Consider the following 19885-nt stretch of genomic DNA (forward strand, 5'->3'; position numbering starts at 1 on the left):
AAAAAGTAGTGTTTGTGGATGCTCTTTTACAAATGGTTCGTTTTATTGAAAAAAATGATTATGTCTATGAAGATCAAAGACTTTATAATGATATCTTTGATGTCAAAGTCTTTTATGCTAAAACTTCTAATATGGTGAAAAGCAATTAATTAGATATGATTTTTGATATAAAAGAAGAGCTTTTCAACTCCTAAAACTATAGCTCCAAGAATAACACCAATGAAAATTTCTGCAATGATTGATGGCATGAAATGGAAAAACTCATGCACTTGATGCAGGTTGTGCATATAGATGCCACCTGCTACTAAAAGCATCGCTAAAGTTCCCACAATAGTAAGTGCTTTAATCACCTTTGGTAAAGATTTTACAAGTACTAAACCTATCGCTTTTAAAAGTTTTTTCTCCTCTTTTGCAAGTTCAATGAGTTTAAATCCAAAGTCATCCATACGTACAATCATTGTAACAATTCCATATACACCAATAGTAGCTAGAAATGCTACTATAGTTACAGCTATGAGCTTTGTTGTAAATGTTTCATCTATAACTACTCCTAAAGCCATAATTACAATCTCAATAGAGAGGATAAAGTCTGTTTTGATTGCTGATTTTATCTTCTCTTTTTCTATTTTTAATATCTCGTCTTCACAGAGGTTTTGCTGGAATTGTATTTTTTCATGGTGTTTATGAGGTAGTATCCACTCTAGTATCTTCTCAGCACCTTCATAAGCTAAATATGCTCCACCTAACATAAGGATAGGAATAATCGCCCAAGGTGCAAAATAACTAAGTAAAAATGCAAGTGGCAAGATGATAAGTTTGTTTATAAAGGAACCTTTTGTAATAGCCCAAAGCACAGGAATCTCACGAGATGCCGCAAAGTTAGAAGCTTTTTGTGCATTAACTGCTAAATCATCCCCTAAAATTCCTGCTGTTTTTTGAGCAGTTACTTTTGTCATAGAAGCTGCATCATCTAATAATGTAGCTATATCATCAAATACAGCAAAAAATCCACCTGTCATCTTTTTATCTCCTCAGGGTAGCAAAACTGTTTTGCAGTGTACCAAGTAGCTATGCCTTGATCGTTATAGTTATATTCTCTTTGTTTAACAGGAATGGAATCGTTGCGAAGCTTTGATCGAATAATACCAACGATTACAAATCCTAAAAGAAGCGTTAAAACTCCGATAAACCAACCATAATAGTACCAAATAATAGTACTTACAGGGTATATACTAAACTGTAAAATGATTCTTATCAAAAATGCAATTATTTTACAACGTTTTGAAAGTAGTTTTGGAGTTGGTTCCATCATCTCTATAAAATCTATATTATTCATGTATGGTATTATAGCTAAAGAGATGGAGTATAATTCTAAGAATGAAAAAAATTATTTTATTATTATTTATCATCTATAATTGTTTTGCAGATACACATGCTGTTGTATTTACTTATCATCGCTTTGGTAATGATAAATATCCATCAACTAATATTTCAAAAGAGCAGTTCAAAGAACAACTGGAGTATTTACATAGAAATAATTATAATGTACTCAAACTTTCTACAATCATAAACTTGTTAAAACAAAACAAAGAGTTACCACCAAAGAGCATTGCTCTGACAATGGATGATGCCTATAAATCAGTATATACAGTGGCATTTCCTATGTTAAAAGAATATAACTATAGATGTTGTGTTTTTGTAAATACACAACCAATAGATCGACTTTCAAAAAATTATATGAGTTGGGATGAAATGAGAGAGATGAAAAAATATGGTGTTGAGTTTGCCAATCATTCTTTTTCACATCCGTACTTAATCCAAAAGAAAGATATTCTTGACAAAGAGATTAAACAAGCACAAAAAAGATTGCATGAAGAATTAGGAGACGATACTAATGAAAATCCTAAAATGTTTTCGTATCCATTTGGAGAATATGATACTGATATACAACAATATTTACAAAAGAATGGTTATATAGGCATTACACAAACATCAGGAGTATTCTATAAAGAAAATCTTCATGAAATTCCTCGCTATCCTATGTCTGAAAAGTTTGCTACCAAACAAGGATTTCAACTTAAGTTAAATACCCTGCCTTTACCTATTGAATCTGTTAAAGCTGATGAGACACAAACCCCTCCATCATTACAAATAAAACTCAAAAAACATTTAAATATAGGATGTTTTTTATCAAGTGGAGAGATGATAGATGTTACTTGGAAAGATGAAACTACATTTCAAATACAAGCAAAAGAAAAATTTACATCACGACGAGAAAAATATACATGTACAGCTAAAGCACAAAAGGGTAAATGGTATTGGTTTAGTTATTTGTGGGTAGATAAACACTAAAATGTGTACATATAGTTGAGACCTAGTTTAAAATCGTTATATTGGTAAGATGAAGGGTATGTTGCAAAATGATTTCCAGAACTTATATAATAGTAAGACATGTCTGTTTGTTTATCCTTGACATTGCTATATTGAAGATTTAATCCCAAAGTAGAATTCTCTGTTAATTTTTTTTGAAGCAATAGTTTTAGATCATACCCAAATGCCTGAGCGTTCTGAAAAACATAAAAGTTACGTACAATATGAACATCTTTTGTATCAATATAACTGTATGTAAAAGATGGATTAAAGTGGACTGAAAACTCTGAAAAAAGCTTTTTAGAGTACGTCATACCTAGAAGATATGTGTAAAAAGTTTGTGAAAATTGTAGTGTCGTTTCTGTAAGCTGTGAAGTAGTGTCTGTGATATAGTTTTGTTGTTTTGTATTACTCCAATGCTCTTGTGTATCTTTATAAACAAAAGCTGCTGTTAGTGAAAACTCTGGAGAAATTTTTTTTGAGATTTGGAATTTGTAATGTTGATAACTATCTAGTATATCTGTTGAACTTGAGTAGACTGTTAGCTCACCATTTTTCCAGTCAAAGTCTTCTCCTTTTTGATCTGAACTATGAAGTAAAAAGTGGGTCGATATAGCAAAATCATAGTCAAGATATGAATAGTTATAAGAGATACCTAAAGTATTAAAGTGTTTTGGAAAGATCAGTTTTGATTCTAGTTGAAACTCAGGTGCTTTAACTATATAAGAAGATTCACTGCTTTGATCTTCTAAAAAAATAGCAACACTATCGGCACACATTTGTACCGATATAAGTGTTAAAAAGAGAGATCGAAACAATTAGTAACTTTGTGTAGAGATAGTTCCATTATCATCAATTGTTGCAGTATAAGTATTATTACCTGTTGCATTTATTTCAAGTGTTGCATTATTATCCATGATGTAGTGACCACTTCCACTCTCTAAAATTCCATATTGGTAAGTAAACTCTACAGGTGGGGTGTATGACGTATCTACATCAACATATTTTGCAAGTTCAGTTCCAAGATAAAATCTCCCTTGTGTTTGTGTGTAAATCAGTGTGCTAGTTGCTTCATCTATGTCATAATTGAATACTGCATCTTTAATACCATATTTTAATCCATCAACTTCGATAATTATTGAAATTGCTAAATCATAATTTGATGGAGTATCATAAATAGTATCGTAATTATTGAGTGTCATTCTCAGATAACTTCCTGCAGCAATACTAATTTGATAAGAACCTGAAGTCATAGTATAAGTACTTAAGTATTGAAAATTATAGTTTAGATAATCCTCATATGCATTACTATAGTTTGAAGCAGATACCCTTAATGAGCCATTAGTAATTTCACCATAATCATTACATTGATTAAAAGTTGCAGTCAGTGTAAAACCACCAGTTTCAGATCCTGAACCTGAAATAGAATACGAACCACTAGTGTCACAACTATAGGTCTGATTTATAGTTTCATTTAAAGTATAAGTTTGTGTATCAATTTTAGAGAGTTTATCTTTTGCAATTTTTACAAGCTGATTACTTACCTGAAGTGCTCCTATTTTTGTATTACTTACACTGTTAATTGTATAGCTAGTTAAATCTGCGGTAGGATCTTGTTCTGCAGTCGTTTGAGCAACTTCTTGAGCATTTTCTTGTGTAGGTTCAGCTTCCACAGCATCACTTGGAAATGTTAAGCTTATTGATGTGCTATCTGATGAACCACCTCCACCACCACATCCATTAAAACCAATTATAAGGGCCAATATAAACAGAATATTTAGTGCCATTTTCTTCATGTTTGTCCTTTGTGAAATTCGAATTGTTGTAGTGTATAAAATTCTTTCTTATTTTAGTATAAAAAAATAAAAAAAAATAAAAAACATATGTTTAGTCATTATGACTAAACTTTCTTGATACAATTTTCATCCATTTACATTTTTTTGTTAAAATCACAAAAATTTTTAAAAAAAGGAAAACAAATGGCAACACATAAGTTTCAAACAGAAGCAAATCAAATTTTAAATCTTATGATTCACTCTCTTTATTCAAATAAAGAGATTTTTTTACGTGAGCTTATCTCTAATGCTTCAGATGCACTAGATAAACTTAATATGCTCCATTTAACAGACGATACATATAAAACTATCAATTTCAATCCACGTATCGATCTAATCCCAAATAAAGATGAAAAAACTTTAACTATTATTGACAGTGGTATAGGGATGAATGAAGAAGACCTAATGAATAACTTAGGTACGATTGCAAAGTCTGGTACAAAAGCGTTTTTAGAGTCTTTAAGTGGTGATCAAAAAGCAGACTCTCAACTAATTGGGCAGTTTGGTGTAGGTTTTTATGCAGCGTTTATGGTAGCAAATAAAGTTGAAGTTACTACAAGAAAGGCAGGAGAAGATAAGGCATTCACTTGGGTAAGTGATGGTTCTGGTGAGTTTGATATAGAGGAGGCAGCTAAAGAGTCTCATGGTACTGAGATAAAACTTTTTCTAAACGACGATGAAACAGAGTTTACTGAGACTTATAGACTTGAATCTTTGATCAAAAAATACTCTAATCATATTCCATTTGCAATCTTTATGGATAAAGAAGATTTTATTCCTGCAAAAACTGATGATGAAGGAAATGAGACTGAACCAAGTAAAACAGAAGTAAAAAATGAGCAGATCAATAAAGCAAATGCACTTTGGAGTATTGCAAAATCTGAAGTAAGTGATGAAGAATATAAAGATTTTTATCAAACGATCGCACACTCTAGTGAAGAGCCGTTAACTTGGATGCATAACAAAGCTGAGGGTGCTATAGAGTATACAACACTTTTTTACATCCCTAACAAAGCACCTATGGATATCTATAGAGTGGATTATCAATCTGGTATCAAACTCTACATCAATCGTGTATTTATCACAGATGATGAAAAAGAGTTGATGCCGACATATATGAGATTTTTACGTGGTGTAATCGATTCTAAAGATTTACCACTCAATGTCTCTCGTGAAATTTTACAAAGCAATGCAGTAATGGCAAAGATTAAAAATGCATCTGTAAAAAAAGTACTTTCAGAACTTGCAAAAATGATGAAAAAAGAGCCTGAAAAATACGATACATTTTACAAAGAATTTGGAAATGTTCTGAAAGAAGGACTTTACAATGACTTTGCAAATCGAGAAAAGATTTTAGAACTACTAAAATTTCATACTTTAAACGGTGCTGAGCAAACTACAATCGAAGAGTTTGTGGCAAATGTAGATCAAGAGAAAAAAGAGATATATTACATCACTGGAAAGTCTTCACTTGATATGCTTAAAAAATCTCCAGTATTAGAGAAATTTAAAGCGAAAAATATCGATGTGCTGATCCTAAATGAGGAAGTAGATACGATCATCTTTCCAATGGTTACAGAGTATAAAGAGTATAAACTAGTCCATGTAACTGATGCGAAATTTGAAGAGAGTGAAGAGGATAAAAAAGCTAAAGAAGAACTGGGCAAAGAGTATGAAAGCTTTACAACTGAGATCAAAGAGCTACTTGGTGAAGAGGTAAAATCTGTTGAAGTAGCCCCTGAACTTGTAGAATCAGCAGTTGCGATCAAAGCAGACAAAGAAGATCCATCATACATGATGGCACAAATGATGAAACAGATGGGACAAGGTGGTGATGTACCAGAACCAGCTCCTATTTTACAAGTAAATCCTAACCATGATTTAATCAAAAAATTAAAAGATTCAAATGATCAAAACTTGATTGCAGATGCAGCACATGTACTGCTCGATCAAGCAAAACTTTTTGATGGTCAAGAACTCAAAGATACTGCAGATTTTGTTACAAGACTTAACAGAATCATTGCAAAAGCACTCTAACAACAAAAATTTGTGGGTGTTTTTGTAGCACCCTGCAAAAATATATTAAAACACTTTCTATCAAAAATAATACTTTATATAAAAATATGCTATCTTTACCCTAATGTTGGAGAAGATAAACTACTTTGTAAAAAATGTCAAAACAGACAGTTATTTAGAATTGTTCAATAAAGCAAATCAAGTATGTGATGAAATCTTATGTGAAAAACTTTCTCATCTAGGAGTACGAGGTTATAAGTATGATCCTACAGAAGCTATAGAAGAGCTAGGTTTGGATCAAGAACTAGTTGAGCAACTTGTTGAGGATTATGTTGAGCAAGTTATTAAAGCAATTGTCCAGTTTGAAGCTTATATGAAAAAACTCCAAAACTCTCAGGAAAATCATATTACCCTTGATTATACACCATTTAGAGAGTTAGCACATAAAAACTTAGGCGTAGCAAGAAATCTCCGTATCAAAGATGCGCAAGTGTTATTGTATGAATTAATGAAAAAAGATGAATTAGAGTATCTTGTAGAGTGTTTAGAGGCTTTAAAATATTGTGCTATAAAACTCAAACCACGACGAGCATACTACACAATCCGACTTTTAGAAATAAAAAGTAATCTTTCTTAAAATCTTATCTATTTTTTAAAGAGTGAGCAATTTGCTCCAATTTTCCTTTAGGTTTTTTTATAGCGATCGCTTCACTATCTTTGATAGGGAGGGCAAAAGCAAGAATGATAAAGATAAATGAAAAAACTATCCCACTCAGTACACTGAGAACTAGTTTTAATTTAAAATCATGCATATGTACCCTTATTTTGAATTATGTGTTAAGTATATCCAAAACTCTTTATGAGAGTGCCCTTTATTCAGAAAGTAAAACTGTAAAATTGCAACCCTATAAAGTGTAACCATCATTTTTGCATAAGGTACAAAAAGAGTCAAGCTTACTAAAACAGACTGTTCTTTATCACCTTTAGACTCTATCATCTCTTTCATACCGATATTTTTACTCAAATAAAGACCAAACAAAATAGAGAAAGCAAAATTTAAAATAAGTCCAAAAATCACATATGCTACAAAATCTTGCTCGTACATACCAACTATCATATTTTATCCCTACAAAAAAATCTTTATTGTTATCGACAGTTTATCTAAAATATCTTTATGATTTTTTTAGAACAAAAAAGTAACAGTATTGTAAATTATTTGAAACTAAACGATGATTGAAAACTTTATTTAAACATCTTTTTACTATACTACAAAGACAAATTATGGAAAAAGGTAAATTTTATGGAAACGAACCTCGTAATGGAGGGTTTTAAGTTTATGTTCTTAGGAATGGGGACTGTATTTGCATTTTTAATAATCATGATATTATGTATGAATGCAATGTCTTCAATAGTGCATAAATTTTTCCCTGAACCACAAGCTAGTGTAGATGGAGTTCCAGATGCACCAAAGCAAGACAATAAAAAAATAGTCGCAGCGATTAGCGCAGCTATAAAATACCATAGAGAAGGGTAAGGACAAGAATGGCTAAAAAATTTATAGATATAATGGATACGACATTTAGAGATGGTTTTCAATCAGTTTTTGGTGGTCGTGTTTTAATGGATGATTTCTTTCCAGCAGTTGAAGCTGCCAAAACGGCTGGAATTACGCATTATGAATTTGGTGGAGGTGCTAGATTTCAATCTTTATACTTTTACTTAAGAGAAGATGCGTTTGAGATGATGGATAAATTCCGTAAAATCGTAGGTCCTGAAGCAAATTTACAAACTTTAGCTCGTGGTGTAAATACTGTTATGTTAGACACAGGTTCAAAGGACCTTATCGATCTACATGCTAAAATGTTTAAAAAACATGGTGCGACAACTATTCGTAACTTTGATGCTTTAAATGATGTAGAAAATTTAAAATACTCGGCTGAGAGAATCACTCACCATGGGTTAAAACATGAAGCAGTCGTGACAATGATGGATCTGCCACCAGGTTGTCACGGTGCTCATACAGTTGAGTTTTATGAAAAAACTCTTCGTGATATTTTAGATAGTGGTATTCCGTATGATAGTATCTGTTTTAAAGATGCATCTGGTACTTCAAATCCACAAAAAGTTTATGAAACTATTTCTATGGCTAGAAAACTTCTTCCAGATGATACTCACATCCGTTTACATACACATGAAACAGCTGGTGTTTCCGTTGCTGCTTATATGGCTGCACTTGAAGCTGGTGCCGATGGTATCGATTTAGCTGCTTCACCTGTTAGTGGTGGAACAAGTCAACCTGATATCCTTACAATGCTTCATGCTACTAAAGGGATGGATTTTGATCTTGGTGGTTTAGAGATTGGTAAAATCTTAACATACCAAAAAGAGCTTCAAAGATGTTTAGAAGATTATTTCGTACCACCAGAAGCTACAATGGTTTCTCCAATTATCCCATTTTCACCAATGCCTGGTGGTGCACTCACTGCAAATACTCAAATGATGCGTGATAATGGAATTATGGATAAATTCCCAGAAGTAATTGCTGCAATGCAAGAGGTTGTTGAAAAAGGTGGATATGGTACATCTGTAACTCCAGTTTCACAATTTTATTTCCAACAAGCACTTAACAATGTAATGCAAGGTCCATGGAATGCTATCGCACCGGGTTATGGAAGAATGGTACTTGGATATTTTGGTAAAACTCCAGTTGCACCAGATCCAGAAATCGTAAAAATCGCTTCTGAAAAGTTAGGATTAGAACCTACTACAGAAAAAGCACTTGATCTAGCTGACGCTGATCCTGCAAAATCTTTAGAGAGCTGGATAAATGTTCTTAAAGAAGAGGGTCTTGAAATCACTGAAGAAAATATCTTCATTGCAGCAGCATGTCAAGAAAAAGGTATTGCTTTCCTTAAAGGTGAAGGTGAACTAAACGTTAGAAAAATATCTCAAATGAAACAAGATTGTAAGGAAGGTAATAAAGAGATGAGCGGAAACTATACAGTAGTAGTAGATGGACAAAAATTTAGTGTACAAGTAGCAGAAGGTGATGGTGATATCCAAGTAACAGCAGTAAATGGTGAAAGTGCAGCTCCTGCTGAGTCAACTCAAGCTCCTGCAGCAACTTCAGGTGAGGGTGACCCAATCAAAGCACTTTTACCAGGAAATGTATGGAAAATTGTTGCTAATCCAGGGCAAAGTGTAAATGAAGGTGATGTGATTTTAATCTTAGAATCTATGAAAATGGAGATTGATGTGGTTGCTCCTCGTGGTGGTGTAATTAAGACAATCAATGTTGCTACAAACGATAAAGTAGTTGAAGGTCAAGTAGTAGCAGTACTAGGTTAAGCTTATGAAGAATATTGTACTGAAACTACTGGCCTTTATGATGCTTTTTGCATTTAGCACTGCTGCTGTTGCATCAGAGCATCAAGCAGCGGTTGCAACAGATGCTGCAGTAAGCACACATCAAGAAGAAACTTACCATACAAAACCACTTGGTGAAATGATTTCTGGCTTTTTAAAGTCAACAGGTGTGGTTGCTCTTGTTCATCCTGATCCAGATGAGTTAAACTCAAAAGGTGAAAAGATGAGTGATTTTCACAAAGGTATTGGGCGTGTAATTATGATCTTAGTAGTATTTTTACTATTTTGGTTAGCAATTGCAAAAGGGTTTGAACCATTACTTCTTTTACCGATTGCATTTGGTGGATTATTAGCTAACATTCCAGTTGCAGGCATCGCAGGTGAACATGGTTTTCTTGGTGTAATCTACCACATGGGACTTTCAAATGAGATGTTCCCGATTATCATCTTTATGGGTGTTGGGGCAATGACAGACTTTGGTCCACTTTTATCAAATCCTAAAACAGCATTACTTGGTGGTGCTGCACAATTTGGTATCTTTGGAACACTTGTTGGTGCTGTTGTTTTAGCACAAATGGGATTTGTTGATTTTACATTAAAACAAGCATCAGCAATTTCAATCATTGGTGGAGCAGATGGTCCTACATCTATCTTTATTGCTACAAAACTTTCACCTGAACTTTTAGGTGCTATTGCAGTTGCTTCTTATAGTTATATGGCTATGGTACCTATTATCCAACCTCCAATTATGAAAGCATTGACAAGCGAAAAAGAGCGTAAAATTAAAATGACAACTTTACGTCATGTATCTCGTTTAGAAAAACTTGTTTTTCCACTTTTAGTTCTTGTTCTTGCTATTTTAGTATTGCCAGAGTCTACGCCACTAATTGGTGCATTTATGTTTGGTAACTTCTTAAAAGAATCAGGTGTTGTTGAGCGTTTAAATGATACATTGCAAAATGCACTGATTAACATTACAACTATTTTCTTAGGTCTTGGTGTTGGTTCTAAACTAGCAGCTGATCAGTTCTTAGTACCTGAAACCATGTTTATTATGGCTCTTGGGATAGTTGCATTTGGTGTAGGTACGGCTGCAGGTGTAATCATGGCAAAAATCATGAATCTATTCCCAGGTCACAAAATCAATCCTCTCATTGGTTCAGCAGGAGTTTCTGCAGTACCTATGGCTGCTCGTGTATCAAATAAGGTTGGTATGGAGTATGACCGTACAAATATGCTTTTGATGCATGCAATGGGTCCAAATGTTGCAGGTGTTATTGGTTCAGCTGTTGCAGCTGGTGTATTGATTTCACTATTTCAATAAGAGTGAAATTATTCAGATGCAGTTTTTGCATCTGAAATACTTCTTTTCTTTTTCTTGAAACTACTCTTTGATTAACGATGCGATGAGCGGGATGATATTATGACTTTTGGTTTTATCTATGAAACCATCTGCACCTAAAGACTCTGCCTCACGTTTATTATTATCTCCTGTCATAGAACTATTGACAACAATAGGAATTTTGTTTGTTGCAGGATCTGATTTTAATAGTTTGATGACCGTAAAACCAGACATCTCAGGCATCTCTATATCTGTAACAACAGCAGATATATAGTTAAGTGCATCTTCATTTAAAGAATCTAAATGTTCAACAAGTTTTTTTCCATTATCAAAAAGAATCATATTGATATGTGCTTTTTCAAAGATTTGTTTGAGGTGTTTTTGTGCAGTTTTTGAATCTTCTGCTATTAAAACAGTTCCTTGTTTTAATTTTTGAGGGAGTTGCATATCTTTGAGCATCTCTGTATCTTTATTGATATCAACGAGTGCTTGAGGGATTACATCAGCTAAAAGTTTTTCATAATCAAGTACTAAACATAAACTTCCATTTTCGAGTCGTGTATCGTTAATGACTACACCATCATCTTTAAGTCTATAACTATCTGGTGCATGCATTTCACTCCAGTTCTTCTTGATAACTCTATATGCATACATGATACGTAAACCTATAATAACTCCATTAAAATCACAAATAAGAATGTCAGAGTTTGCTATATCTGCTTTGGATAAATTTACACCTAACCACTTTGGTAAGTTTAAAAGAGGAATTTGCAAACCACGGAGGATAATTGTTCCCTCTAGTAGTGGATGAGATGAAGGAATTTGAGTTAGAAAATGATTCTTAGATTCTACAACTTCTCTTGTTTTAAAAACATTGATTGCGTAGTATGCAGAGTCTTCCTCTTCACTTACCCGAAATACAAGAAGTTGAAGTTCATTATTTTTCGCAAGATTAGTAGCTGCATCAACATTATCTAAAAAAGCCATAGGAGTACTCCATTTGTTCTAAAATTGATTAATAGTACCAAAATATTAATGAAATATGCTTGAATGTTAATGTTGGGATGATAAAATAAACAGAATTTTTAAAAAAGACTTCTTGCAAGAAGTTTAAAGGATAAATAGAATGAAATCATTTTTGATGTTGGCATTGATGAGTACACTGGCATTTTCACAAGTGTATTACTCAAAAGTGGAACCTTATGAGATTCGAAATATTAGCTCAAACGTTTCTGGTGAGGTACTTGATACATCTGAAGATATGTTAGGAAAAAAACTTGGTTCAAAAGTGTACATTAAAATAGATGATACATTAGATCAAGATGAACTCAACGATGTAAAAGAGAAGATAACTTTCACTCAAGACACAATAGAAGTAAATAAAAAGATACTTAAAAATTTAAATTTATCATTAGAAAAAAAAGAGCTAAACTACGAAAAGGTAGCAGCGTTAAAAATAAAATCTAAAATAGAAAAAGATAATGAATTTTATGATTTAGTAGCAAGTAGAAATTCAGCTTTATCAACGCAAAAAGAGATTAATAATTTAAAAATTCAATTAGCAGATTTACAGTTGCGTGAAAAACAATTAAATAAAATCATTAAAGATAAAAACTTAAATGATAAAGGGTTTATACTCTATTCGATTGATGTTAAAGTTGGTCAAGTTGTTTCTGCTGGGACAGCACTTGCAAAAGTGGCAGATGTTTCAAAAGCGCTTTTGAGTATCTATTTAACGGAGGATGAACTCAATACTTTAGATAAAAAAGTGGTTTATATAGATGAGAAAAAAACATCATATAAGCCAACACGTGTTTTACGTATTGCTGACGAAAAAAATATCTCTAAATATTTAGTGCAAATTGTCATCGACTCACCAAAAGTATTTTCTAAACTTGCAAAAATCGAATTAAAAGATAAATAAGAATGAGTAACACTACAGCCTGTCCGCTTGATTGTTATGATGCATGTCAAATGACCTATGAGAGTGGAAAATTAAAAGGGCTTCAAGGGGGGCATACACACGGTTTTTTATGCCCACATTTAAACCATTATGAAAATTTTGAGCGCATTACACAACCTACTTATAAAGGCAAAGTGATCTCTTTAGATGAAGCACTTCAAAAGCTTAAAAAGATTATAGGACAGACTCCTAAGCAGCAATTATTACATTATAAAAGCCATGGAAATTTTGGACTTATGCAAGATGTTTTAGAGCACTTTTTTGCTTCAAATGGTAATATTTTGGTTGATGGAAGTTTATGTGATAGTGCAGGGGAAGCTGGGATATTACAAGGGCGTGGTAGCAATAAAAATATGCCGTACTCTGAGATAGCAAAGTCTGATATAGTTATCTTTTGGGGACGAAATCCTCATGTAAGCTCATCCCATCTGCTCCCTTTGATGAAAAACAAAAAGATTATAGTGATTGATCCTGTAAAAACTCAAATAGCAAAAATGGCCGATTATCATGTACAACTAAAACCACATACAGATATCTATTTTGCAATGTTACTTACTCGATTTTTGCATATAGAAGATTCTTGTGATAAAGAATTTATAAAAAAATATGCAAGTGAGTTTGAAGAGTATTATGAACTTACACAATCTATACGTATAAAAGCAACATTAGATATTATGGGGTTAACACTTGGTGATATTGGTGCTGTTTTAGAGATGCTCAAAGATAAAAAAGTAGCTATTGTATGTGGGGTAGGTATACAAAAATATACTGATGGTGCAGATGTTATGCGCTCAATTGATGCTTTTGCAGTGGCGCTTGGACTTTTTGGGAAAGAGGGGTGTGGTGTTGCATATCTTGGCAATTCTAAAGAAAATATACTCTCTCCTTTCAATACAAAAGCAAAAAGAGTTTCAAAGGTAAATACTGCTTTTGATGAATTTGAGAGTGTGTTTATTCAAGGTGCTAATCCACTCTCTCAAATGCCAGATACTTCACGTGTAAACAATAGCATTTTTCATACAAAAAATGTGATCTATTTTGGACTTTGGGAAAATAAAACGAGTAAGTGTGCAGATTTAATAATCCCTGCAAAAACTTTTTTGGAAAAAGATGATGTTCGCACTTCTTTTGCACATCACACACTCTCTCTTATGCCAAAGCAAGTTGAGAGTGAGATAGGGATTAGCGAGTATGATTTAGCAAAATTTTTATGTGATAGTTTTGGTATTGAGATCAAAACAGAACAAGAGTATTTAGAGCATTTTAAAAACTTTGGTGTTATGAGTATTGATGGAGTTTTTGAGGTAGAAAATAGGCAGAGCACCCCTTATAAAGATGGTTTTGATACAGATGATGGTGAGTTTGTATTTTTAGATGAATTGGAAAGTATAAAAGAGAATGAGGATGGAAAACTACATCTCATTACTTCAAAATCTTCACAAAGTTTAAACTCACAATTTAATCGAGATAGGCATGTGTATATCAATGATTCACATGGGATCAAGGCTAAAGAAAAAGTAAAGATTACTTCACAAAATGGTGAAGTAGTTTTAGAGGTAAAAATCATGCCAGAATTACGAGATGATTGTATACTGATATATAGTGGGACGCAAGGTGTAAATAACTTAACATCTTCACAACACTCCTATGATGGAAAATGTGCAGTATATCAAGAAAATATGGTCTCAATCCTGAGAGATTTTTAGTTATAATTTTAATAAAAAAATGGAAAAAAATTTATGGATATAAAACAATTAGATAAAACATATGTTTTACCAACGTACGCACGTGCAGATGTAGAGTTTGTGCGTGGAAAAAATGCAACGTTATTTGATAACACAGGTAAAAAATATATAGACTTTACATCTGGGATAGGTGTGGTTTCTGTTGGACATGCAAATGAGCGTGTTACTCGTGCACTTTGTGAGCAACTCTCAAACATTACGCATATCTCAAACTTGTATCATATCGGACCACAAGCACTCGCTGCACAAAAAGTAGTAGAGGCAAGTGGGTACGATATGCAGTGCTTTTTTGCAAATAGTGGTGCTGAGGCAAATGAAGGTGCTATTAAGATCGCAAGAAAACATGGTGAGCGTGATGGTGCAATTAAGCGATATAAAATCATTACACTCAATCACTCATTTCATGGACGTACTATTACAACTGTAAAAGCAACTGGTCAAGCAGATATGCACAACTATTTTGGACCATTTCCAGATGGTTTTGTATATGCTGATGGGATCGATGCAATTGAATCATTACTTGATGATCATACGGCTGGAGTTATGATTGAGCTTATTCAAGGTGAGGGTGGTGTTGAACCACAAGATAAAGAAAAAGTACAAGCATTAGAAAAATTCTTAAAAGCCAAAAATATCCCACTTATTATTGATGAAGTGCAAACTGGAGCGTATCGTGTTGGTGAGTTTACAGCTTCACAAACATATGGAATATCTCCAGAAATTATCACTCTAGCAAAGGGTGTAGGTGGTGGTGTGCCTGTTGGTGTCGTAATGACCTCGTTAAAAGGCGTGTTTAGTGCTGGAGATCATGGCTCAACTTTTGGTGGAAACTTTTTAAGTACACGTGCAATATGTGAAGTGGTAGATATCTTAAATGAAAAAAAACGAGATGGTAGTTTAGAACTTACTGCACTTTATTTCAATAATGCTTTAGAAAAATTCTATAAAAAACATACTGATCTTTTTACAAAAAAAGTTGGATTTGGGATGATGTACGGACTGCGTGCAAAAGATGGCGATACTTTAGCAAATGTTATAAAAAGTGCAAGAGAACATGGTGTGATGGTATTAAAAGCTGGGCGAAATACTTTGCGATTTTTACCACCATTAACTATTACGGAAGAGGAGATTGATGAAGGCTTTAACGCTCTTGAGTCTGCTGTTAGTAAGCTTTAGCTTACTAGCAAATGAAAATAACGCTTCACTAGATACGTATCTTTCAGACCTAAAAAAGAAGCAGTTTGATTATGATTATAATAAAAATGATGAAGAAAGCTCACAACTCAGAGATAGTTGGATAGCTCCATTACAGCTTAGTTATAGTTACTCTAAAAGTGACCCTTATGGGACCGAGCAAACGACACAAAATGCTGCGATTAAAATGAGTCAACCTATCTTTCAAAGTGGGGGGATATATTATGGTATACGTTATGCGAATGCTCTAAAACTCTATAATGACTATACTATTGATGTAGCAAAAAGAAAGATGATTAAAGACACGGTATCTATTTTGATGCAATTAAAAAAAGCGGACCTACAAGAGAAGCGCCAAGTTTTACAAATAGAAAATGCAGATATTAATCTTGCACAAAAACAAGAAGAATATCTTAGTGGAAGACTTGACTCTGGATTTTTAGATGATGCTATTATCCAGCGAAATGTGGTAAAACAAGCACTTTTTGATATTCAAAACTCTAAAGAGGAACTTATAACACAGTTTCAAGTGTTAAGTGATCTTGACTATACAAAAGCACCTATTCCTTATTTGGAATTTATCAAAGAGGAAGATTTTTTAAAAAACAATATTGTTTTAAAACAAAATGAGTCTCAAATTGAAAAAGATAGATACTATAAAAATGTAACAATCGCAAAATACCTTCCACAAGTGAGTTTTAATGCTGGATACAACTGGCAAAAGAGTGAAGGACAGTTATTTTCTCAAACAGATGGAGAGAGAGATTATTACAATTATGGTGTAAGTGTTTCAATGCCTCTTGATATCAATATGTTTAACGATATCGCTTCAGTACGTATAGATTATTTGAAATCTCAAGTAGTTCAAGAGGATAAAAAACTTGAACTTACAAAAACATTTGAGCAAGTTTTACATAATATTGACAATATAGATAAAAAGATCAAACTTAGTAGTGAGAACATGGAACTCTATGCAAAACTTTTAGATGATACAAAGTCATTGTATGATGCTGGTTATAAAACAGAGTATGATGTTGAAAACTTACAAAACTCTTTAGATATTCAAAAAATAGATACTAAAATTTATGAGATCGATAAACAACTTGAACTTTTAACATTGTATGAGATGTATGTAAATAATGGTGAATAAATGAAGTTTAGTGAGTATATGGGTGAGTGGCTCTATGGAAAAAATGGCTACTACACAACATATAAAAATATTGGTAAAGCAGGGGATTTTTACACTGCTGTAAGTACAAGTAAGTTTTTTGGTGGAACGATAGCAAAACATATCATCTCTTTGGTAGATGAAGGGTTTTTAGCATCTGATGGAGTTATTTGTGAGATTGGTGCACATCATGGCTATTTTTTAGCAGATGTATGTGAATTTCTTTACACATTAAGACCTAAGTTACTTTCCACTTTAAACTTTGTAATAATTGAGCGATTTGATGCACTTCAAGAGCAACAGAGAAACTATTTTCAAGAATCATTTGGTGATGTTGTAAAACTGACTCATTACAAATCACTCTCAGAACTTCATTGTCAAAGTGCATTTTTCATAGCAAATGAAATTTTTGATGCTTTTCCTTGTGAACTTTACTTTAAAGGTAATTCAGCTCGTGTAGATGGACATACAATAAGTTTTGATGTAAAAGATGACTGGGTAAATGAAAAAGCTGCAAAATATCATAAAGACAGAGGTGAGATCGCAGTAGGCTATGAAGAGTTTGCTAAAGAGATGGCATCTTCTGCCAAGCAGTTTGAGTTTATGAGCTTTGATTATGGTGAGATGCAAGCTCGTCCTGACTTTTCATTACGCATTTATGCAAAACATGAAGTGTATCCATTTTTTGAAGACAATCTTGATCGAGAAGCACTTTTTGGTACTTCGGACATCACTTATGATGTAACGTTTGGACATGTAAAAGATGCTTATGAAGAAGCAGGTGTAAAGTTTATAGAATGTGTCCCTCAAATGGTTTCTTTAATAGATATGGGGATACTAGAACTTATGGAGATGTTACAAAAAAATGTAGATGAAAAAATCTATAAACAAGAGATGGAAAAAGTGAAGATGCTCATTATGCCAAATTTGATGGGTGAGCGTTTTAAGATGATGAAATTTAGGAAAAATTCCTAAATTTTAAAGGTTTGCAATAACTTTCATCAACTCTTCTGGTCTGTTAGAGTTTTTGATAGCATTCTCTTTAGAGATAACTTTTTTCTGCATGAGTAAAAGAAGTTGCTGTGTTTGAGTCGTCATTGCAGATTCACCTTGATTTAGCTGCATTTGTGAGTAGATTTGGTGAACTTTATCTTCACGAATTAAGTTTGAAATAGCTGGGTTTGTAATCATTATCTCTTGTGTTGCAGCTTTTCCACCACCAATTCTTGGAATAAGTGTTTGTGAAATTACAGCAACAAGAGAAGAAGCAAGTTGTGCACGAACTTGCGCTTGTTCTTCACCATCAAATACGTCGATAATACGGTTGATAGTACCAGGTGCAGAGTTTGTATGCAGCGTTCCAAAAACTAAGTGACCAGTCTCAGCAGCTGTAAGTGCTGCACCAATTGTTTCAGCATCCCTCATCTCCCCAATGAGGATAACATCTGGATCTTGACGGAGTGAGTACTTTAAAGCCGTGGCAAATGATTTTGTATTGCTTCCAACATCCCTTTGAGAGAAGAGTGACTTGATATTTGTATGCACAAACTCAACAGGGTCCTCAATAGTGATAATATGACGACGCTCTGTCATGTTGATCTCATGCAACATTGAAGCAAGGGTTGTAGATTTACCAGAACCTGTTGGTCCAGTTACCAAGATAAGACCTTTTTCCCTTTTAACTAACTCTTTAAAAATTGGAGGATTCCCATACTCTTCAAGTGTTGGAATATCAATAGGAATCATACGAAATGCACAACCAATACCATGGATAGTTCGGTAGTAGTTCGCACGAAAACGTCCAATATCTTTAAGTTCAAAAGAGAAGTCAAGTTCATTGTTCTCTTCAAACTCTTTCTTTTGTTTATCTTCTATAAGAGAATACGCCATCTCTTCAACATCTTTATGGCTTAAAATAGGAAGATTAAGTGCACGTAGCTCCTTATCGATCCTTATTTGTGGCTCACTTCCAACAACAAGGTGTAAATCAGATGACTTAAACGCCATAACACTTTTTAAAAGTTTTTTAATATCTAACTTTTGACTTGATTGGGCTGGTTGAGATTGTAACTCTTCACTCATAGAAAACTCCTTTTATAATTTTCTTCATTAAAACCGACAACTATTTTATCATCTACTTCAATAACTGGACGTTTAATCAGTAGATTTTCTTTACAAAGCCACTCTTTTTGTCCATCTTCATCGAGGTTTAACTCTTTTAGTTTTAAGTTTCTATATGTAGTACTTCTTGAGTTAAATAACTCTTTCATTGAAACTTGTTTTAACCAAGTGTCTATTTTTTGACATGGTAATGGCTCTATTTTAAAGTCATATAGTTCATACGCTAAATTATGCTTTTTTAAAAAAGAAAGTGCTTTTTTTACACTGTCACAATTTTTTATACCATATACTTTTATCATATATTACTCGATGATTTTTGGTACTATAAAGAAGTGTTCAGAACTCTGTGGTGCATGGCGTAAAATCTCATCATTAATCTCAGTATCACATTGTGGAGTGTCTTCTCTTAGTGGAGTAGGATTGTTATTCATAGCAAATGTAGGGTCAATTCCAGCTGTATCTAACTCGCTAAGATTGTCAACAAAGCTAACAATCTCTGAGAGTTGTTCTACAATCTCTGCACGTTTATCGTCTGCTACTTTTAAATAAGATAGTTTTTCTAGTCTAGTTAATAGTTTGTCATCAACTTGCATTAAAGTTCCTATAAAATATAATTAGACTTCTTGCAAAACTATACAAAGATATGAGAAGTATAAAAAGAGGTAAGATTGTGTAAAACAAATTTTTCAGCCTAACCGTAGTTAAGGTGAAAATATTTTTTTATGCAAGATTGCCTCTTTTTATGCTTCCCGTAGGGCAAAAAGA

Annotated in this window: 21 protein-coding genes; 11 read left to right on the forward strand and 10 right to left on the reverse strand. The window is 33.2% G+C overall.

What is annotated here, in order from left to right; genetic code table 11:
- Window positions 1-149: 149 nt before the first annotated feature.
- The gene (locus ACQY56_RS04590) at window positions 150-1019 is read right to left on the reverse strand and encodes a DUF808 domain-containing protein (RefSeq protein ID WP_428739357.1); all 870 of its coding nucleotides are present in this window, start codon (window positions 1017-1019) and stop codon (window positions 150-152) included.
- Window positions 1016-1336 carry a hypothetical protein gene (locus tag ACQY56_RS04595; protein WP_428739356.1) on the reverse strand — a complete coding sequence of 107 codons (321 nt, stop codon included), beginning with the start codon at window positions 1334-1336 and terminating at the stop codon, window positions 1016-1018. The genes ACQY56_RS04590 and ACQY56_RS04595 overlap by 4 nt, the downstream gene beginning before the upstream one ends.
- Window positions 1337-1377: 41 nt before the next feature.
- Here ACQY56_RS04595 and ACQY56_RS04600 point away from each other — a divergent pair, with 41 nt between their 5' ends.
- Window positions 1378-2352 (forward strand): polysaccharide deacetylase family protein, encoded by a 975-nt coding sequence (locus ACQY56_RS04600; RefSeq protein WP_428739355.1) that lies wholly within the window; start codon window positions 1378-1380, stop codon window positions 2350-2352.
- On the opposite strand, the gene ACQY56_RS04605 is transcribed toward ACQY56_RS04600, so the two are convergent.
- Both ACQY56_RS04605 and ACQY56_RS04610 read right to left on the reverse strand, forming a co-directional pair.
- A complete protein-coding gene (locus tag ACQY56_RS04605; protein ID WP_428739354.1) occupies window positions 2349-3188 on the reverse strand; it encodes a hypothetical protein in 840 nt (279 codons plus the stop codon). The genes ACQY56_RS04600 and ACQY56_RS04605 overlap by 4 nt on opposite strands.
- Window positions 3189-4157, reverse strand: a complete 969-nt coding sequence (locus tag ACQY56_RS04610; RefSeq protein ID WP_428739353.1) for a hypothetical protein — start codon at window positions 4155-4157, stop codon at window positions 3189-3191.
- A gap of 192 nt (window positions 4158-4349) precedes the next feature.
- Here ACQY56_RS04610 and htpG point away from each other — a divergent pair, with 192 nt between their 5' ends.
- Window positions 4350-6242 carry a molecular chaperone HtpG gene (gene htpG / locus ACQY56_RS04615; RefSeq protein WP_428739352.1) on the forward strand — a complete coding sequence of 631 codons (1893 nt, stop codon included), beginning with the start codon at window positions 4350-4352 and terminating at the stop codon, window positions 6240-6242.
- 103 nt (window positions 6243-6345) lie between these two features.
- A complete protein-coding gene (locus tag ACQY56_RS04620; protein WP_428739351.1) occupies window positions 6346-6858 on the forward strand; it encodes a hypothetical protein in 513 nt (170 codons plus the stop codon).
- Between the two features lie 4 nt (window positions 6859-6862).
- Here ACQY56_RS04620 and ACQY56_RS04625 read toward each other — a convergent pair whose 3' ends face one another.
- Window positions 6863-7033: a hypothetical protein gene (locus tag ACQY56_RS04625; RefSeq protein WP_428739350.1), complete on the reverse strand. Its 171-nt coding sequence runs from the start codon at window positions 7031-7033 to the stop codon at window positions 6863-6865.
- An 8-nt stretch (window positions 7034-7041) separates the two neighbouring features.
- Entirely contained in the window at window positions 7042-7338 is a 297-nt protein-coding gene (locus ACQY56_RS04630) for a hypothetical protein (RefSeq protein WP_428739349.1), read from the reverse strand.
- A 183-nt stretch (window positions 7339-7521) separates the two neighbouring features.
- Here ACQY56_RS04630 and ACQY56_RS04635 point away from each other — a divergent pair, with 183 nt between their 5' ends.
- From ACQY56_RS04635 to ACQY56_RS04645, 3 genes are read left to right on the forward strand one after another with little or no spacing between them, the layout of a single operon-like run.
- Window positions 7522-7755, forward strand: a complete 234-nt coding sequence (locus tag ACQY56_RS04635; RefSeq protein WP_428739348.1) for an OadG family protein — start codon at window positions 7522-7524, stop codon at window positions 7753-7755.
- A gap of 8 nt (window positions 7756-7763) precedes the next feature.
- Window positions 7764-9569: a biotin/lipoyl-containing protein gene (locus tag ACQY56_RS04640; RefSeq protein WP_428739347.1), complete on the forward strand. Its 1806-nt coding sequence runs from the start codon at window positions 7764-7766 to the stop codon at window positions 9567-9569.
- Window positions 9570-9573: 4 nt separating this feature from the next.
- On the forward strand, window positions 9574-10911 hold the full coding sequence (locus ACQY56_RS04645) for a sodium ion-translocating decarboxylase subunit beta (protein ID WP_428739346.1): 1338 nt from the start codon (window positions 9574-9576) through the stop codon (window positions 10909-10911).
- A 60-nt stretch (window positions 10912-10971) separates the two neighbouring features.
- On the opposite strand, the gene ACQY56_RS04650 is transcribed toward ACQY56_RS04645, so the two are convergent.
- Window positions 10972-11916 (reverse strand): chemotaxis protein CheW, encoded by a 945-nt coding sequence (locus ACQY56_RS04650; RefSeq protein ID WP_428739345.1) that lies wholly within the window; start codon window positions 11914-11916, stop codon window positions 10972-10974.
- 139 nt (window positions 11917-12055) lie between these two features.
- On the opposite strand from ACQY56_RS04650, the gene ACQY56_RS04655 reads away from it, so the two are divergent.
- The 5 genes from ACQY56_RS04655 to ACQY56_RS04675 are packed head-to-tail and all read left to right on the forward strand — an operon-like array spanning window position 12056 to window position 17974.
- Entirely contained in the window at window positions 12056-12853 is a 798-nt protein-coding gene (locus ACQY56_RS04655; RefSeq protein WP_428739344.1) for an HlyD family efflux transporter periplasmic adaptor subunit, read from the forward strand.
- Window positions 12854-12855: 2 nt separating this feature from the next.
- Window positions 12856-14598 carry a molybdopterin-dependent oxidoreductase gene (locus ACQY56_RS04660; protein ID WP_428739343.1) on the forward strand — a complete coding sequence of 581 codons (1743 nt, stop codon included), beginning with the start codon at window positions 12856-12858 and terminating at the stop codon, window positions 14596-14598.
- A 33-nt stretch (window positions 14599-14631) separates the two neighbouring features.
- A complete protein-coding gene (locus tag ACQY56_RS04665; RefSeq protein ID WP_428739342.1) occupies window positions 14632-15813 on the forward strand; it encodes an aminotransferase class III-fold pyridoxal phosphate-dependent enzyme in 1182 nt (393 codons plus the stop codon).
- Window positions 15770-16981, forward strand: a complete 1212-nt coding sequence (locus ACQY56_RS04670; protein WP_428739341.1) for a TolC family protein — start codon at window positions 15770-15772, stop codon at window positions 16979-16981. The genes ACQY56_RS04665 and ACQY56_RS04670 overlap by 44 nt, the downstream gene beginning before the upstream one ends.
- A complete protein-coding gene (locus ACQY56_RS04675) occupies window positions 16982-17974 on the forward strand; it encodes an SAM-dependent methyltransferase (protein WP_428739340.1) in 993 nt (330 codons plus the stop codon). It begins immediately after the preceding gene.
- Window positions 17975-17977: 3 nt separating this feature from the next.
- Here ACQY56_RS04675 and ACQY56_RS04680 read toward each other — a convergent pair whose 3' ends face one another.
- The 3 genes from ACQY56_RS04680 to gatC are packed head-to-tail and all read right to left on the reverse strand — an operon-like array spanning window position 17978 to window position 19713.
- Complete coding sequence (locus tag ACQY56_RS04680; protein ID WP_428739339.1) at window positions 17978-19081, reverse strand: type IV pilus twitching motility protein PilT; 1104 nt, start codon at window positions 19079-19081, stop codon at window positions 17978-17980.
- The gene (locus tag ACQY56_RS04685) at window positions 19078-19419 is read right to left on the reverse strand and encodes an arsenate reductase family protein (RefSeq protein ID WP_428739338.1); all 342 of its coding nucleotides are present in this window, start codon (window positions 19417-19419) and stop codon (window positions 19078-19080) included. Before ACQY56_RS04685 ends, ACQY56_RS04680 begins: the two co-directional genes overlap by 4 nt.
- A gap of 3 nt (window positions 19420-19422) precedes the next feature.
- Window positions 19423-19713: an Asp-tRNA(Asn)/Glu-tRNA(Gln) amidotransferase subunit GatC gene (gene gatC / locus ACQY56_RS04690; protein ID WP_428739337.1), complete on the reverse strand. Its 291-nt coding sequence runs from the start codon at window positions 19711-19713 to the stop codon at window positions 19423-19425.
- Window positions 19714-19885: the final 172 nt, after the last annotated feature.

The organism is Sulfurimonas sp., from assembly GCF_050296975.1.
Classification (GTDB): Bacteria; Campylobacterota; Campylobacteria; order Campylobacterales; family Sulfurimonadaceae; genus Sulfurimonas.